We start from the raw sequence: 16,994 nt of genomic DNA on the forward strand, positions 1-16,994 counted from the left end.
GCGGCCCGGCGGTCCCGTCGGGCGCGGTCGGGGGGGGGGGGGGGGGGGGGGGGGCCCCCGCCGCCCCCCCCCCCCCCCCCCCCCCCCGGGGGGGGGGGGGGGGGGCCCCCCCCCCCCCCTTCGCCGTCTCCGGCTACTGCTGCGGGGGAGCCTGCGGGGGCTGCGCCTGCGGCGGACCCGGGTAGGGCGGGTACTGCGGCTGACCGGGCTGCTGCGGGTAGGGCTGACCCTGCTGCGGCTGCTGCGGGTACGGCTGGCCGCCCGGCTGGGGCGGGTAGGACTGCTGGCCCGGTACGAACGGCTGGCCGGGCTGCTGGGGGTAGGGGTACGGCTGGCCAGGCATGGGCTGGCCCGGCATCTGCTGCCCCGGCATCGGCGGCGCCGCGACCGGCGGCGGGTTGCCGTCCCTCGTCCACAGACCGTGCGCCTGCTGATGCCGTACGAAGTCCTCCGCCACCATGGCCGCGAGCGTGAAGTAGGACTCCCGCACCTTCGGCCGCATCATGTCGAGGTTCACCTCTGCACCGGCCGCCAGATGCTCGTCGAAGGGCACCACGACCACACCCCGGCAGCGCGTCTCGAAGTGCGCCACGATGTCGTCGACCTTGATCATCTTGCCGGTCTCGCGGACCCCGGAGATGACCGTGATCGAGCGGGAGACCAGATCGGCGTAGCCGTGCGCGGACAGCCAGTCCAGCGTGGTGCTCGCGCTGCTCGCGCCGTCCACCGAGGGCGTCGAGATGATGATGAGCTGGTCGGCGAGGTCCAGCACCCCGCGCATCGCGCTGTACAGCAGGCCGGTGCCCGAGTCGGTCAGGATGACCGGGTACTGCCTGCCGAGCACGTCGATCGCGCGCCGGTAGTCCTCGTCGTTGAACGTGGTCGAGACGGCCGGGTCCACGTCGTTGGCGATGATCTCCAGCCCGGAGGGCGCCTGTGAGGTGAACCGCCGGATGTCCATGTACGAGTTCAGGTGCGGGATCGCCTGCACCAGGTCGCGGATGGTCGCGCCGGTCTCACGGCGCACCCGGCGGCCGAGCGTGCCCGCGTCCGGGTTGGCGTCGATGGCGAGGATCTTGTCCTGCCGCTCGGAGGCCAGGGTGGAACCCAGCGCGGTGGTCGTGGTCGTCTTGCCGACGCCGCCCTTGAGGCTGATCACCGCTATCCGGTAGCAGGACAGCACCGGGGTGCGGATCAGCTCCAGCTTGCGCTGCCGCTCCGCCTCCTCCTTCTTGCCGCCCAGCTTGAACCGGGACGCGGCCGCCGCGGGGCGTCCGCTGCGGGTCTTCTGCCGCTTGTTGTTGAGCAGACGGTCGGAGGACAGCTCCACGGCCGCCGTGTAACCGAGCGGGGCCGCGCCCGGATGCGTCGGCTGCCGCTGGTCGTGCCGCACCGGCTGAGGCCACGCGGCACCGCTCCGCGGATCGGGCGCCTGCCCTTCCGGCCCCTGCGGGAAGCCGTAACCGGCGGGCGGAGCCGGGGGGTTGGGCGGCTGCGGGGAGTCGGTCTGCTGTTGCGGGAAGCCGTAGCCGGGTGTGGGGGCGGGGCCCGACGGGGGCTGTCCGGGGGTGCCCTGTTGCTGGGGGAAGCCGTAGGAGGGCGGCTGCGCTGCGGAGTTGGGCTGCGCCGGGGGCTGCGAGGAGTCCGTTTGCTGTTGCGGGAAGCCGTAGCCGGGCTGCTGGACGGGCGGGTGGGGCTGGGCGGGGTTCGGGAACCCGTAGCCCGGCGCGTGCGCGGGGGCCGCCGGCGGGGGCTGCGGGGCGTTCTGCTGGGGCGGGAAGCCGTAACCCGGCGCGGGAGCGGGCGGGTTGGGGCCCGTGGCCTGCGGGGGCACGCCGGGCTGGCCCCAGGCGGCGGGGGCCGGCTGCGGCGGCAGCGGAGGCTGCTGCGGGGGCGCGGACGGACCGTCCTGCGCCGGCGCGGGCTGCTGCGGCATGGGACCGGCCTGCGCGGGCCACTGCGCCGCCGGGGCGGGCGCGGCGGGCTGGTACGACGGCGGCAGAGGGGGAACGCCCTGCTGCGGCGCGGGCGGGGGAGTCCAGGAGGGGGGAGCTTCGGCCGGGGCGGGCGCGGCGGACTCGTCCGTGGCCGACGGTTCGGCGACCGCCGTCTCCTCCGCCGCCTCGGCGGTCGGGGCGTCCGTCGCCGGTGTCTCGGCGGCCGGTGCCTCCGCGCCGACCTCGCCCTCGGCGTCCGCCTCCTGCGCCTGGGAGGTCTCCTCGGCGCCCTGTTCGTCCTCGTCGGCGGCGCTCCCGGAAGGCTCCGCCTCGGCTTCGGCGGTGGCCGCGTCGGCGTCGGTCTCGGCCGCAGCGGCGGCCGGCCCGGCCTCGGGCTCCTCGGTCGCGTCGGCGCTCGGGGTGCCCTCGGCGGCCTTGGCGGTGTCCGCCGTGGCCTCCGCCTCGCGCTCCGCGATCTCCCGCTTCAGCGCGGCGGCGGAGAACCGCATGGTCGCGCCGCTCTCCAGATCCCCGTTCTCCGGCTCGGGCTCCGGCGCGGCGGGCGCCTGAGCGGCAGGCGCAGGTGCAGGCGTCGCGGGCGCCGGAGCCGCAGGTCCAGGAGCCGCGGGTGCGGGCGTCGCGGGCGCCGGTGCGGAGGGCGCCGGAGCGTCCTCGGGCCGCTGCGCCTCGTAGCCCGTGGGAAGCTGCGGGACCGGACCAGCGGCCGGGGGAGTGGCCGGTGCCGCCGGGGCGGGCTGCGTGAACGGGGCGTTGGGCATGGGCGGAGCCGAGGGGAACGGCGGAACCGGAGCGGGCCCCGGCTCACCACCCGGCGTACCCGGGGCGCCCTGACCCGCACCCGTCATGGCGGTCGGAGCCACCGGAGCCACCGGAGCCGTAGGACCCGAAGGGGCGCCAGACGGCGACGCGTTCTGGGTGTACCAGGCGGGCGGCGCGTAGTCGATGGTGAACTCGCCCGTGTTCTCGACCGCCGACTCCGCGTCGGGCTGGTCGTCGTCGGGTGTGGCCCAGCCCCCGCGCATACCGTCCCGATCGCTGCTCACAGTTCCTCCTGGTGTGGTCGAGCACTTTCATCGCGTGCCGGGGCGACCTGGTCGACCCAACCGAGTCGTCCGAAGCCGTCCGGGACAGCCCGGTCCACCGGTCCTCCCCCGGGGACGGCACCCGTCCACAGGTTCTGGCATCGCGCCCGCACCCAGCCTAATCACCACGAGCCCCGCCCCGGCAGGCCCGGCCACCCCTCGGAACCGGCTCGTTCACGCGCGGGCCCGCCCGTGGACGCCAGGTCCGGCCGCCCACCCTCTCACGCCGATCCCGGAACAATGGCGGACAAGTGGCAAATCCACACCGTACGGTGAACGAGCAAAAAGCGAACAAAGCGGGCGGGAAAGGTCGGTTCAGTCCATCCGGCGCGGGTTGCCCAGCAAACCGATCTCGGCGTCGGTGGGCTGCGTCAGCACGTACTGCCGGTCCCGGTCGGTGCACCACAGGGTCACCCCGTCGGGCAGCGCCGGCAACGACTCGACCTCGGTCCGCGACAGCCCCATCGTGCGCCCCAGTTCGGCCGCCTCGTCCGGCGAGACCCGCTGGATGCCGGTGAGCCGCGCCTGCCGCAGCAGCCGGGGCGCGACCGGACTGAGATACGGCAGCAGCGTCACCACCGACTGCCAGGGGCCAGCCGCCACCCGGCCGCGCGGCGGACGCATGCCGCAGTCCCGCACCACCAGCACCGGCGTGCCCGCGGACGCGCCCTGCGGAGGCACCCGGCCCACCTCGTAGACCGAGAGCCCGTTCTGACCGCCGCCCATGGCATGCACCATCTGCATCCACGACTGCGGCCGCCCGGTCTCCACCGCGACCCGCGCACCCGTCGCCGCCGTGCGCAGCGCCAGCACCTGGGCCGTCCACAGACCGCCGATCAGCACCACGTCGTACGGGGTGGGGCGGTTGACGCCCAGGACCGCCGGGCGGCCCTCGGTGTCCACCCCGGCGACCACGCCGTCGTCGCCGATGGGCAGGGCCAGGGTGTCCGCGTACTCCACCGGCAGGGCGTGACGCGGATGGCGGGGGCCCAGCAGGCCGAAGCCGGTGCGCAACCTCGCGCCGAACCCGGGCGCGGAGGCGGTGTCGTCCAGCGTGCCGTACGTGTTCGGATCGGTCATCAGCGAGCACCCCCGAGCGGCAGAGTGGCCAGGACCCCGGCCAGTTGTTCCCGGTCCAGACGGGCGAGGCCGACCCGCGCGGTGCGGGCGATCCGCTCCACGTCGCGCCGCGCGTCGGTCAGTTCCTGCTTGCTGCGCCCAGTGATCCGAAAATGCCCCGTGATGCTCACGTCCTGCTGGGAGCCCTTGGCGAGGGTGAGGCTGAAGGTCGTCGCCAGAGCGGGCACCGCCGTCAGTCGGGCCACCAGTCGGGCCAGCGAGCCGTCACGCTCGTCGAGTTGAGGCCACCGGCGCACCCAATAGGAGGTGTGCCGACGGTTGTCGCAGCGCCAACTGCGGCTCGACTCCTCGGTACGGCGCACGGGCGCCTCGTCCCGGCCGGCCTGAGCCGCCTGGGCTGTCACGATCGGGTTGGCACACGCGGAGGTGGCGATGGCGGCCGTCAACTCCTCCTCGGTGAGCACGGTCGCGCGGAGCCCGGCACCCGTCAGCCGACTCGACAGGTGCTGGGCCGAACGCGTCAGGCACTTTTGCGCGCCCAGCAGCCCGCCCCCGCGTGCGGCGACCGCCTCCGGGCACAGCTCCGGGTCGAGCTTCAGAGCGATCCAGGTGATGCGTACCGCGGGTGAACCCGTCTGAGCCTGCAACGGCGCGTAGTTCGTCACGACCACCGACTGCTGGGGGAGGTGGAGGGCGGGCGCGGGCTGGGTGTGCACGACGACCTGGGCGGACTCCAGCACGATGCCGTCGACGTCGAGGACGTCGCGCAGCAGGGCGACGGGCAGAGACGCGCCGCTGTGCTCGGCGCGCAGTGAGTCCGAGTCCGACTCCACCTGGAGCAGGGCGGTGAGGAACCCGCCGTCGCCCACCATGCCGATCGGCCGCTGGTCGCGGTCATCACCACGGCTGTAGCTGTAGGTGCGCAGGGCCTGCGCGCACTCCACGGCGGGGGCGAGAGAGGAGTCGGTCCCCGGTGGCACCGGCGTGTTCGCGCCGCGTCGGGTGCGTGCTCGCAGAGCCAGCACGCTGCCCAGCCACTCCGGCAGCGAACGTCCCCTGCGCCGAACGACGGCCAGCAGTACCGCGACCGTGGCGAGCACTGCGGCGACGATGAGCGCGACCGTACCCAGGAGCCAGCCGCAGACGATGAGCGCACCCGCGATCTCCAGCAGCACCAGCCGTCGCACCGCGAACGAACCGCCGCGCCCCGAACCCGACCGCTGGTACGGGGTGAAGACCCCATGACGGGCGGTGGTGTCCCGCCGGGGCGAGGGAGTCTCCCGGCCACCCGGACCGCCGGCCTCATCAGATCGTGACCTCGATTGCGATCGCGACCGGCCGCGCGTTGCGGAAGCCATCACTTCAAAACCCCCGAACCTTCCCGAAAACCATGCGCTCCGGTGTCCTCAAGCCCAGAGCACCCTACCCGTGCCACGAGCAGGTCCACGCAACAGGCATAGTAGGGGCGGAGTCTGACAGCCGGGACACCGAAGGCAACGAGGTCGGGGGGCCGGATCTTATAGGTCCCCCATGGCTCCGCAACGGGGAGAGAGCGGACACAGATGGCATCACAGCGGGATCAACTCAACGCCTACACCTTCGCGAAGCGTCGCACCCTCGCGTCCTTCCTGCGTCCGTCCCCCTCCGGTTCCGAGGAGGAAGCGCCCAAGCCGATGGGCGCGTTGGTGCCCGGGCTCGTGGTCGGCGTGGTGATCCTGGCGGTGTTCGGTGCCGTCGGGTTGTTCAGTCCGACGGCACCCAAGGGGTGGGACACCGCGGAGGAGCACGTCATCGTCGCGAGTGATTCGACGACCCGGTACGTGGTCCTCAAGACCGGCAGCCAGAAGCAGCTCCATCCGGTCCTCAACATGGCCTCGGCCAAGCTCCTTCTGGACCCCGACAAGGGCGACGTCATCACCGTGGACGAGAAGGTCCTCGACAGCGGCAAGCCTCCCCACGGCGCCACCATCGGCATTCCCTACGCTCCCGACAGACTGCCCTCCCCGGGCGACGCCGAAGCCGCCAAGCGCTGGCTGGTCTGCGAGCGGCCTGGTCAGGGGGGACGAGCCATCCAGAAGGCTGCGTTCGTCCTCGCCAAGAAGGAGTGGGCCAGGACCGAGGGAGCCGAGCGGCTGGCGCGTGGCGACCTAATGTACGTCGTCGGCCCGGACGGCGAGACGTCGTACATCGTCGACGCCGGCGGCACCGCTTACCAGATCGCCGACCCGGGCGACGCCGAGCTGCTCAAGGCGCTCGACACGCATGGACGGGCGCCGCAGCGCGTCTCCCAGGAGTGGCTGGCCACCTTCCACAAGGGTGACCCGATCGCCGTTCCCAAGATCCCCGGCACACCGGGCGCGAAGGCCAACGCCTCCGACCTGCTCGAGCAGTACGACAAGGTCGGCGAGGTCATCAAGGCGTACGACGGCCGGGCGATGCAGTACTACGTCGTATTGCCGGGGAAGGTCGCCCGCATCTCCGAGTTCACCGCCACGCTCCTGCTCAACAGCGGCGAACTCGTGCGCGTCGGCCAGGCGGGCGAGGCACAGCAGGTGAGCCCCGGCGCGGTGGCCGACAGCAGCACGTTCGACAGCGACCGGAACTGGCCCGCGTACAAGCCGAAGACGGTGAACGACGGCTCGAGCGCCACCAGCGGCCGCAGCACCCTCTGCAACGTGCTGCGTTCGGTCGACGGCGACGGCAGGACCACCCTCTCGACCATGGCAGGGAACGACTTCCCCGTGCAGTTGCCCACCGGCTCCTCCAGCGGATACGTGACCCCCGGCTCCGGGCAGCTCTACCGGCAGTATCAGGGCACCGAGACCGAGGTCGGCGGAGCCTTCCTCGTCACCGACACCGGCCTGCGCTACGCCCTCCAGTCCAACAGCGACAGCACCACCGACGACCAGGGCATCGGAACCTCCGCCGAGCAGCGCAAGGAGCAGATGAACGAGGCGAAGATCGCCCAGAAGCGCCTCGGTTACGAGGACGTCAAGCTCGCGCCCATCCCCGTGGAGTGGTCGACGTTCCTGCCGACGGGCCCGCGCCTGTCGGAGGCGGCGGCACGCCAGCCCCAGGGCTCGTGAGCGCGGGCGTAGGAGAACGGACCGATATTGAAGGCCAGGAACCACATGACCCGCGCCGCGTCATCCGCCGTCCGGACGCAGGCGGCCCTCGCCGGAGTGCTGCTCACCGTGGCGGCCACGGTCGTCCTCCCGGCTCCCCTCGCCCACGCCGACGACGGGCAGTGCACGTTTCCGTCGAAGAAGTACGCGGAGCGGCCGTGGTCGCTCCAGCGCGTGAACCTCGACGCGCTCTGGGCGCAGTCCACGGGCAAGGGCGTGCGCGTCGCCGTGATCGACACTGGCGTCGACGTGAAGAACCCCCAGCTCACTGGCGCGGTAGACGCGGCCCGGGGCAAGAACACGCTGCCCGCCAAGGACGCCAAGGGTGAGGCGGTGGACCGGGGTAACAGCTCGGGCACCACCGACACGGTCGGACACGGAACACGCGTGGCGGGCATCATCGCGGCGCGCCCGGCCAAGGGCACCGGCTTCGTGGGGCTGGCCCCGGACGCGACGATCATTCCCATCAAGCAGAACGACGCCGAAGGCGTCGGCACGACGCTCACGCTGGCCTCGGCGATCCGCTACGCGGTCGGGGCCGGCGCGGATGTCATCAACATCTCCCAGGACACGAGCAATGCGGTCACGGGCGGCCCCGCCCTGGAGACCGCCGTCGACTACGCCCTGGCCCACGACGTGGTGGTCGTGGCCTCGGCCGGCAACGACGGCCTCGGCGGCAACGTCAAGGTGACCTACCCCGCCTCGTATCCGGGCGTTCTGGCGGTGGCCGCGTCCGATCGCAACAACGAACGGGCGGCCTTTTCCCAGGCGGGCTACTTCGTGGGCGTCGCCGCCCCGGGTGTCGACATGATCTCGACGGTCCCGGGCGGCGGTCACTGCTCGGACAACGGCACGAGCTTCTCCGCGCCGTACGTCGCGGGCGTCGCCGCCCTGCTGAAGGCCAAGTACCCCCACTGGACGGCCCAGCAGATCGTGGCCCAGATCGAACAGTCCGCGGAGCGCTCGATCCCGGGGTACGACCGGCTCGTGGGGTGGGGGGTGGTGGACCCCGTGAAGGCGCTCACGGACGTGGACCCGGCGCACCCCGTCCAGTCACCCCGGCCGGAGCACGGAGTCACCAGGGGAGAGGCGCCGTCGGTCACGCCCGTGCGCTTCGGTGAGACGACCGAGGAGCGGAACACCCGCATGGCGACCTACACCCTGGTCGCCGGCCTGCTCGTGGTGGCCGCGCTGAGCGGCGGAGCGAAGGCCGTGCGGGACGCGAGGCGCCAGCGTGGGGGCCGTACGCCCTGACAGCACCACCCACGTCACCGCGTCTACTGGGGAGCCGGGCTCACCTTGTCGTCGGCCTTGATGCCGAAGCCGATCTGGCCGTCCTTGACCGAGGTGACGGTCACGGTCACCCCGACGGTGCTCTTGTCGCTCGCGGTGAGCACACAGCGGGTCTTGGTGCCGACCTTGCCGACCAGGTCCTCGGGGCAGGAGACATCCGGCTTGGGCTGCCCCGTCTGCGCGGCCAGCCGCTCGGCGACGGTGTCGGCCAGCTTGCCCGAGGAAATCTTCGGCTCCTCACTCGTCGTCCCCGCGTGAACGGAGGCCGAGCAACCGGTGAGCAGCGCGCCGACGGTAACAGCCGAGAGGGTCAAGGCTGCTTTGGACACGCGGTGTATGGACATCGTGGGCTCCATCCAAGGCTGATCAGTGCAAGAGACGCACAAAGCATACGTGCGCTGCTCTTGCGTACGGCGTGACGAAGGGATTCCCTGCCGGCCCACAAGTCGCCAATGGCGCCGTCCAGAGCTGCCCATAGACGAAACTCCACGAAGTCTTCACTTCGCCTGGCAGGGGCAGTCAACGCTGATGGGCGCGGGTCCGGGATGTCCAGGGCGCTCAGGTTGATGCTAGCGTGAACTGGCTGATCGCCAAGTGGTGTGCCCATAGGTGGGGTTGAGCAAAGGGGGATGTAATGACGGCCGATCTGGGAGTCGGGCCAGGGGTCCTCAAGAAGGGGGCCGGGGACATCCTGGAAAGCCTCAAGCACGTCCAGAAGGTGGACTTGGAGGGAATGTCCGAAACGGGATCTTCCTTCGGTAACGATGCCGCAGCCGCGGCGCTGGTCACCTTCTCTGCCACATGGCAACTCGGCGCCGAGTTCCTCGCCGACTGTGCGGCCACCCTGGCTGACGGCCTGAATGCGGCCAACAGCGACTTCGCCGAGACGGACGAATCCATTCGTGACGCGGTGAATTCTGTCAAGTCGGATCTGAAGTAGCAGCTGAGCGGGGAATTTCGAATCCATGGCATCGGAACTGGGGTCGACGAACGACCCTAAAGAGCTCATTCCGGGTGAACCTGAGAAGCTGACAGGTCTCTCCACCTCTCTCAGTGGCTGGTCGAAGAAGTTCGACTCGGTCGGCGACGGTCTGCGCGACATCAAGATTCCCGGCTGGACCGGTAAGGCCAGTGAGGCGTTCTGGCCGGTCCTTGCCAAGGAGAAGGCCAACTGGTACCTCGCCGCCGACGCGATGTCGGATGCGGCCAAGGCGGTCACCTCCTACTCCTCGACACTGAAATGGGCTCAGCAGCAGGCGTCGACGGCGATCGAGCAGTGGAAGTCCGGCGATCACGAGGCCGCGGAAGCGACTCTGAAGGCCGCGAACAAGCAACTCAAACCCGAGGCCGAGCATCTGGCCAAGAAGCTCGGCGAGCTCGCGGGCGGTGGCTCTCACGCCCCTGGCTGGCTCGCCAAAGCCAGACAACAGGCGGATGAATGGCAGTGGTTCAAGGATCACGGGGTCGGTAAGACCAGCCAGAATCGCTGGAAGTGGGAGACGCAGAAGTGGCTGGGTGGCGAGGGCGGTCGCTGGCACAGCCAGAAGGAGTGGGGCAAAGACGCCGACGGAAACTGGTTCATCCGGAACAAGGCCGCCGACGCCGAGGCGGGGGATCCTGCTGTACCCGGAAGCAAGACCAACCTGACCGTCAAACTAGCCGAGTGGACCGGCAGTGCCAACGCCTGGTCCGCTGACGTCGACGCGGAGGGCAATGTCGGCGGCGTCAAGATGAAGGGCGCGGCGGCCGTTTCCACCCTCGGCCTGGACGGGAACGCCGGAGCCAGCTTCACCAACGGACAGTTGCAGGCGGGCGTCTCGGGAAGCGCCTACCTGGCCCAGGCATCCGCAAAGGGCAGCGCGGAGTACGGGGTCGTAGCCGCCCAGGGCGAGGCGAAGGCGTACGCGGGCGCGGACGCCTCAGCGACCGTCGGGGTCGGCAAGGACGGACTGCACGCCGGTGCGGAAGCGTTCGCCGGCGCCAAGGCCACCGGTTCCGCTTCCGCCGATGTCGCCGGTGTCGGCGCCGGTGTCAGCGGTGAGGCATGGGCGGGTGTGGGTGCGGCTGCCAATGTGGACGCGGGCATGAAGGACGGTAAGTTCACCCTCGGTGGCGAACTTGGCGTCGGTGTGGGTATCGGTGGCAAGGCATCCTTCGATGTCACCATCGATCCGGGCAAGGTGGTCGACTCGATGGATGACGCAGCCGACGCGGTCGGCAGTGCTTGGGACCACACCGTCGGTAGCTGGCTCTAGACCGAGGTGTGCACGAACGAAATGGACTCCCTATGACGACCACATTGCCGGTCAAGATCTCCTTCTCCTTGCCGGACGGCTGGGAGGCCGCACCGCCGGACGCGGTGGGAGCCCCCGGCGCCGCCTTCGTCGCACTGCACCCCGCCTCCGTCGACGACGGCTTCACCGCGAACATCACCATCGCCGGCCGGATGCGCAACGACTCCGTCGCCATGTGGCAGATCGCGGGGGAGTCGGTTCAGCGGCTGGGGCAGGCGGGAACCGTGGAGGTCGTCGAGAAGAAGGAAGTCGGCCCGCCTGACATTCCGGGCCTCACCGATTCCCCCGCCGTCGTACAGGATCTCCGCTTGCACACCACCCTGCGGGGAGAGCCGCTGGAACTGCTACAGAGCCAGGTGTATCTCGGCATGGAGGACGTCAAGAACCCTGCCAAGCGCGCGGTGATCGAATTCGTCCTCACGGCGAAGCCGACCCAGATCGGCGACGTGATCGAGGACTTCAAGACTTTCCTCCGCTCGGTGCGCCCGGCCGAGGAGGACTCGGCATAGACGTACGACGCCCCTCGTTCCGAGGTCCTGAAGGACACCGGGACGAGGGGCGTTGTCTCAGGTGCTCAGGCAACGGTCCATGTCTGCGTCGGAATCCTGTCCAGGACATCGCAGAGATAGTTCAGCCTGTCCTCCGCGGCCTGCGGAGACAACGTCCCGGTGTACCAGGTGAACAGGTCGCTGCCGCGCATCTGCAACGGCGACTTCTCGGCCACCGGGTGCGTGAGCAGGAAAGGCACCACGGAACTGCCCAGCACACCGCGGACGAAATCCTCGTCATCTGTCACCACGCGGAACCTCTGGTCGAATTCCGGCACGCCCACCTCCGTCCGGTCCCTCCTGTCGAGCAGTGCGTCCAGCTTGCTCGGGGGAAGTATCTCGACCGAGGGCCCGGAGCCGGGCGCAGCCACGATGAAGACCGACTCGATGATGGGCTGCTTCCGGTCCGAGGCGTTGGCACCGGACATCGGATTGATGTAGCGGTACTCGAAGTACTTGAAGGCGCGGCCGCGGAATTCGCCGGTGGTGTAGTGCCATGCGCTCAGGTTCTGCCCACGGCCGGGCAGTGGTCCCGCGCCGCAGTACTGGTCGATGTGTCCGCGTACCCGAGGCTCGTACGTCCACCCTCGCTGCAGCGCGATTCGCGGGAGCTGGGCGTAGTCGTCCCTGATCCGGGCGACCTTCTTGCGACCACGCACGGACACGGTGAAAACCAGGGCGAACATACCCGCAACGAAAGCGAATAGCAGCACCTTCACCAGAACCCCAGCCCATTGCTCCATGGGACCAGAGTATGACGGAAACGGATGGCGGCCGACAGTTGACGCATGTACGCGGTCGTGGGCCACGAGGCCGGCCGCCTCGAAGCCGTCGTCGAGGTACTCACGACGTGACTGGTGTGCAGCGCTTGTGAAGTTTAAGTGAATGTCTGATGCAGGCGTGACCGTGGAGGTCCGGAAGGAGATCCGAGCGGCCTGGGTGACTATGGCGAGAAATGCGAGCAGCGTGATAGTGGAGCCGTTGAGCACGGCCTCGATCGGGTGATCGGCGCATGCGGACATCTGCGATGACCTGGCCCCTCGGCAGCCATGCAAGTCGGCGACTGGGCATGCGGTAAAGCGGGCAAAGGGTGACGGTCGGCTCTGCCCCGGAACTGAGTTGACATGCAGCGAGGTTGGACCCGTTGTTCCGGGTGACTAGAGTGGTAAACGCGTTGTGAGGCGCGGGCTCGCTTTGCGATCGTACGGTGAGCGGATGGCCAGCCCTGGGACCTGGTACGGGCCGAGGGGTGAACGGGGAAACGGGGAGGGACGTCGTGCTTCCGGCAGACATGGTGGGGGGCGTGTCGGTCGCCAGGGCAGCGAACCTGGAGGCCAGTGGCGAGGCGCTGGACAAGTTCGTGAAGCGGGTCGACGCCGTGCTCCGTGATCTTGAGGGGTCCGCGGGCGCCCCCGCGAAGGTCGGTGCCCAGACGATCAAGTCTTCCTCTCTCACATCGGGCGGCGAGAGCGCCTTTCCCGAGGCCCACGGTCTGTACCGGCAGTACCACCGCGTCCACGCGGAACTCACCTCCCTGTCCAAGAGTCTCCACCTGCAGATCGAGGCCGTGGGTATCGCGGTCCAAGGCGCGCACCGCGGCTTCGACAACCTCGAAGAGGAGCAGCGGCAGCGGTTCTGGGCGATCCAGACGCAGATCGGCGAGGCCCAGGACAAGAAGGACGGCCAGCAGCACGCCAACGGTCAGAACACCGGCGCGAGGTACTGACGATGACCGACAGGCAGCACAAGGACGACCTGGGCCGCGTCTCTCAGCAGAACTCCGCCACGGACATGGTCCGCGGTGTCGAGGACGGCCCGGGAGGCGGATTGCTCGACGGTCTGGTCAAGGCGGCGTTCGACGCCACTCCCTTCGGCCGCGCGGTCTCCGGCCGGACCGACTTCGACAAGCGCGATCTCGACCTCAACAAGATGATCGACCTGGTCGAGGAGACCGATCCTGCGGACCTCGAATCCTCCGGCAAGGCCCTGTGGGACGCGCGTGACGCGGTCAAGGCCGCGGCGGACGAGCTCGACGGCCACATCGACCAGGTGCACTGGGTCGGTGAGTCGGGAGACGCGTTCCGCACGTGGGGGGCCAAGCTCGTCACCAACACGCACCACCTGAGCGACTTCGCCGGTGCCGCGGGAGACCAGATCACGGCCGCCGCGGTGGGCCTGTCCTCAGTCCGCGGCGCCATGCCGGCCCGTGACACCCAGGCCGGCCGCAAACGCCCGGAGCACTTCACGGCTGCGGAGAAGACGGCCGACAAGGACGGGTACGAAGCCGCCGTCAAGGTGGAGAAGAACCGCCAAGAGGCCATCAACCAGATGAACCGTCTGGCCTCCTACTACGCGGTCTCCGAAGAGGTACTGGCGTCCTTGCCCGCCGAGGACAAGATGCCGGAGTTCACATCGATGCCGGATGTGGGGGTGCCGCAGCCCAAGGGACGAGACGCGCGCCGTGAGAGCGATCCAGGGGCAGTCGGGGGCTCGAACAGGAGTGCAGAGACGGCCTTGGGAGGCGGGGGCCATCATGCAGCGCCGGTGAGCGGGGCACATCCCCATGCTCCTGCCGACGCTGTCACGTCGACGAGAGGCATCTCAGCGACGATTCCCGCGCCTGATCAACCTGTCGGTACGAGCATCGACAGCACCGCCACCCTTTCGCCCCCCACGACGGGGGCGGGCCCTGGCCCCGCGACGCCCACGCCGAGTGCACCAGGTACCAGTGGCAGTCAGTCCAGCGTGTACGACAGCGGGTTCAGGCTGCCCACTCCTCGCGCAGCGTCCAGCAGGGGCATAAGCAAGCCCAGTGGCCTGCGTACCCCTCCGTCCGCTCAGGGGCGGGCCGCCACGTCCGGCTCGATCAACCCAAGCGTCGGTCGTGGTGGGGGACAGGGTCCTTCCAGCCAGATGGGCCGTGCGACGGCCACGGGGCAGTCCACCTCCCGGGAGACCGGTACCGGCTCGAAGTCGCCGGTGATGGGACGGGGAGCCACTGGCGGCCCGTCGCGAGCTAACGGATCGTCGACCTTCGGGCCCAACGGCGGACAGGGCAGTGGAGCCGGCCGGTCCAACGGCGTGGTCGGTGGGCGTGCCAGGGCAGCAAGTGGTCCCTCGTCGAATGGCGCCTCCAGGATTCCCCGGGGCACCGTCATCGGTTCCGAAGGAACGACGAACTCCCGCTCCGTTGCGGGGCGTCCGGCTCAGGGTGGTACGCCGACTGCCTCGAAGGGGGTCATGGGGAAGCCGACCGAGCGCAACTCCAGGGCGAGCGCGGAACGTAACGGCATGACGCGGGGAGGTGCCGGGTTGATGTGCGGCAGCGGTCGGGAGAAGTTCGATGACGAGGAGACACAGGGGACGCCTCGGCCTGACTACCTGGTCGAAGACGATGAGACACATCTGTCTGAGAAGCACCGGCGTGGCATGCCGCCGGTGATCGACTGACTACGTAACGAGGACACGGAACACGATGAAGTCAGGCAGTGGTCGGCGACCTGATCGGACTACGTTCCCGAGGGCGCGCTGTGGGGAGCGAGTGCGCGTTCTGGGCGCGGCCGTGGGCGTTCTGGCCGTCGCGTCTGTGGGCTTCGCTCCGAACGCCGCTGCTGGCGATGTGCAGTCGAAGCAGTGGTACTTGGGGCCGATGCAGGCAGAGCAGATGTGGAAGGTCAGCACGGGGAAGGGGGTGAAGGTTGCTGTCATCGACAGTGGCGTGAAGGCGGACACTCCTTCCCTCAAGGGGCAGATTCTCACCGATGAGGTTCCCAAGGCTGTCGCGTACCGTGCGACGGACGACTATCTCGGCCACGGTACGACCATGGCGGAGTTGATCGCCGGCACAGGAGCGGGAGGCGGCCTCAAGGGGCTGGCTCCTGGTGCCAAGATCGTCCCCTACCGTGTGGCACTGGGGGGGCTGAAGGGCGGCGCGGAGGAACGGAGGAAGACGCCCGAACCCGAAGAAGCGATCAGGGCAGCGGCCGACTCCGACGCCAAGATCATCAACATGTCCTTTGGTGGTATGGCGCCTCTGCCCAGGGAGAGAGATGCAGTCAAATACGCCGCCTCCAAGGGCAAGTTGCTGATAGCCGCCGTCGGCAACGACGGAAAGAAGTCACAGAACTCCCTCGGCTACCCGGTCTCCTTCCCCTATGTCGTCGGAGTGAGTTCGGCAGACGAGGAGGGCACGGTGTCGAAGTTCTCCTCCGTCGGGGGCTATGTGGACTTCGCCGCACCCGGTCAGGATTTCCCCGGTTGGTGTGACGCAAGCTTCAAGGCGTACTGCGACGATGTGAACGGTACGAGTTCGGCCACTGCCATCGTCTCCGCCTCCGCCGCCCTCATCTGGTCCGCCCACCCCGACTGGACCGTGAACCAGGTCACCCGTGCCCTCATCGACACGGCCGGCAGGAGTTGGCCGAAGAAGGATCCGAGCACGTACCTCGGCTACGGCGCGGTACGCCCGCGGCTCGTGCTGGCGAACAGGAACTACGACCCCGGTCCCGCGGCCGTCGACCCCCTCGCCAAGGAGAACGGCGGAGACGTGCTGGCCAAGTCGGCGTCCACCCCGACTTCCTCCACCCCCTCCCAGTCGCAGCCCCCGAAAAGCACCTCCGCCGCGGGACCCGGCGTGGAATCGTCGAGCGGCAGCGGCAACACCCTCTGGATCGCCCTCGGTGCCGTCGCCGCGGTATTGGTGATCGGCGGCGCGGCCGCGGCGTTCACGCGGGCCCGGCGGGCCCGGTGACCTCGGTGGTCGTCCGCCGCCCTGTGCGGTGCGATTAGAGCGTTCAGAGCGTGGTCAGCGTCGCGCGGTACGCCGTACCGGACGACGGTGGGCAGGGACACATGGCCCCGAGAGACACACAGCGAAAGGACTGACATGGCTGACAAGCAGCGGCTTGAAGACGCAGCGGTAGTCGACCTGCAGAAGAAGATGTACGAGAAGTTCGAGGGCATCCGCAAGCGCGTGCACTCGCTTCAGGGCGTGATCGACGGCCTCGAGGGTCAGTGGCAGGGCATCGGCCGTGCCGCCTTCGACAAGAAGCAGGCCGAGATCAACCAGTCGTTGCAGAACATCGGCAACATCCTCGGTGACGTCGTCGACGCCATGACTGCGACGCGTCAGATCAAGGACAGCAAGGAGGACGAGGTGCGCGCGTCCGTCAACAAGATCGACATCCAGGACGGCGCGCCCTCGGTCCCGTCGTCCGCCCTCAGCTCCTACTGAGCGAACCGGGGAAACCCGGCAGCACGCCCATAGGCACGCACCAGCGAGAAGAGGCAATTGAGCATGGCCAACAACAACGAGGGTCTGTCGGTAACTTATGACGGGCTCGACTTCGCCGCTACCAAGATCGGAAACGAGGCGAAGCAGCTCGAGACCGATCTGAGTGAACTCAGGGCCATGGTGGCGAGCAGCCTCCAGTACTGGGAGGGCCAGGCCCAGGGCACCTTCAACGACAAGCTGCACCGTTGGGACAAGGAAGCCAAGGACATTCACCAGGCCCTGACCGGCATCGGCCACGTCGTCGGCGAGTCGGGCGGTACGTACATGGGAGGCGACAAGAAGGCATCCTCCTACTTCCTGTAGGGAGAGACTCGCCGCAGT

General features: G+C 69.4%; 15 protein-coding genes. 10 read left to right on the forward strand and 5 right to left on the reverse strand.

Annotation, left to right across the window (positions count from 1 at the left end):
* Positions 1-133: 133 nt before the first annotated feature.
* The 3 genes from ABZ898_RS29030 to eccE all read right to left on the reverse strand — a co-directional run bounded on the left by ABZ898_RS29030 (position 134) and on the right by eccE (position 5,307).
* Entirely contained in the window at positions 134-3,001 is a 2,868-nt protein-coding gene (locus ABZ898_RS29030; RefSeq protein ID WP_361665235.1) for an SCO5717 family growth-regulating ATPase, read from the reverse strand.
* Between the two features lie 354 nt (positions 3,002-3,355).
* Positions 3,356-4,120 carry a hypothetical protein gene (locus tag ABZ898_RS29035; protein WP_361665238.1) on the reverse strand — a complete coding sequence of 255 codons (765 nt, stop codon included), beginning with the start codon at positions 4,118-4,120 and terminating at the stop codon, positions 3,356-3,358.
* Complete coding sequence (gene eccE, locus ABZ898_RS29040; protein ID WP_361665241.1) at positions 4,120-5,307, reverse strand: type VII secretion protein EccE; 1,188 nt, start codon at positions 5,305-5,307, stop codon at positions 4,120-4,122. Before eccE ends, ABZ898_RS29035 begins: the two co-directional genes overlap by 1 nt.
* 375 nt (positions 5,308-5,682) lie before the next feature.
* On the opposite strand from eccE, the gene eccB reads away from it, so the two are divergent.
* Both eccB and mycP read left to right on the forward strand, forming a co-directional pair.
* Entirely contained in the window at positions 5,683-7,206 is a 1,524-nt protein-coding gene (gene eccB, locus ABZ898_RS29045; protein ID WP_361665244.1) for a type VII secretion protein EccB, read from the forward strand.
* 45 nt (positions 7,207-7,251) lie between these two features.
* Positions 7,252-8,499, forward strand: a complete 1,248-nt coding sequence (gene mycP, locus ABZ898_RS29050) for a type VII secretion-associated serine protease mycosin (protein WP_361665247.1) — start codon at positions 7,252-7,254, stop codon at positions 8,497-8,499.
* Positions 8,500-8,522: 23 nt separating this feature from the next.
* Here mycP and ABZ898_RS29055 read toward each other — a convergent pair whose 3' ends face one another.
* Positions 8,523-8,882, reverse strand: a complete 360-nt coding sequence (locus ABZ898_RS29055; protein WP_361665250.1) for a DUF4333 domain-containing protein — start codon at positions 8,880-8,882, stop codon at positions 8,523-8,525.
* Positions 8,883-9,172: 290 nt separating this feature from the next.
* Here ABZ898_RS29055 and ABZ898_RS29060 point away from each other — a divergent pair, with 290 nt between their 5' ends.
* Genes ABZ898_RS29060 through ABZ898_RS29070 form a run of 3 tightly spaced genes read left to right on the forward strand, consistent with a single transcriptional unit; the run spans position 9,173 to position 11,341 of the window.
* The gene (locus ABZ898_RS29060) at positions 9,173-9,478 is read left to right on the forward strand and encodes a hypothetical protein (protein ID WP_361665253.1); all 306 of its coding nucleotides are present in this window, start codon (positions 9,173-9,175) and stop codon (positions 9,476-9,478) included.
* Positions 9,479-9,503: 25 nt separating this feature from the next.
* Positions 9,504-10,793 (forward strand): putative T7SS-secreted protein, encoded by a 1,290-nt coding sequence (locus tag ABZ898_RS29065; RefSeq protein WP_361665256.1) that lies wholly within the window; start codon positions 9,504-9,506, stop codon positions 10,791-10,793.
* A gap of 32 nt (positions 10,794-10,825) precedes the next feature.
* Positions 10,826-11,341, forward strand: coding sequence for a hypothetical protein (locus tag ABZ898_RS29070; RefSeq protein ID WP_361665259.1), 516 nt, complete (start codon positions 10,826-10,828; stop codon positions 11,339-11,341).
* 65 nt (positions 11,342-11,406) lie between these two features.
* On the opposite strand, the gene ABZ898_RS29075 is transcribed toward ABZ898_RS29070, so the two are convergent.
* Positions 11,407-12,402 carry a hypothetical protein gene (locus tag ABZ898_RS29075; protein ID WP_361665262.1) on the reverse strand — a complete coding sequence of 332 codons (996 nt, stop codon included), beginning with the start codon at positions 12,400-12,402 and terminating at the stop codon, positions 11,407-11,409.
* 254 nt (positions 12,403-12,656) lie between these two features.
* On the opposite strand from ABZ898_RS29075, the gene ABZ898_RS29080 reads away from it, so the two are divergent.
* The 5 genes from ABZ898_RS29080 (at position 12,657) to ABZ898_RS29100 (ending at position 16,976) form a co-directional block, all read left to right on the forward strand.
* Positions 12,657-13,106 carry a hypothetical protein gene (locus tag ABZ898_RS29080; protein WP_361665265.1) on the forward strand — a complete coding sequence of 150 codons (450 nt, stop codon included), beginning with the start codon at positions 12,657-12,659 and terminating at the stop codon, positions 13,104-13,106.
* A 2-nt stretch (positions 13,107-13,108) separates the two neighbouring features.
* Entirely contained in the window at positions 13,109-14,830 is a 1,722-nt protein-coding gene (locus ABZ898_RS29085; RefSeq protein WP_361665268.1) for a hypothetical protein, read from the forward strand.
* Positions 14,831-14,930: 100 nt separating this feature from the next.
* A complete protein-coding gene (locus ABZ898_RS29090; RefSeq protein ID WP_361665302.1) occupies positions 14,931-16,130 on the forward strand; it encodes a S8 family serine peptidase in 1,200 nt (399 codons plus the stop codon).
* 135 nt (positions 16,131-16,265) lie between these two features.
* Positions 16,266-16,613 carry a WXG100 family type VII secretion target gene (locus ABZ898_RS29095; protein WP_361665271.1) on the forward strand — a complete coding sequence of 116 codons (348 nt, stop codon included), beginning with the start codon at positions 16,266-16,268 and terminating at the stop codon, positions 16,611-16,613.
* A gap of 63 nt (positions 16,614-16,676) precedes the next feature.
* Positions 16,677-16,976 (forward strand): WXG100 family type VII secretion target, encoded by a 300-nt coding sequence (locus ABZ898_RS29100; protein WP_361665274.1) that lies wholly within the window; start codon positions 16,677-16,679, stop codon positions 16,974-16,976.
* The last annotated feature ends 18 nt before the right edge of the window (positions 16,977-16,994 follow it).

Source organism: Streptomyces sp. NPDC046860, assembly GCF_040645115.1.
GTDB lineage: Bacteria > Actinomycetota > Actinomycetes > Streptomycetales > Streptomycetaceae > Streptomyces.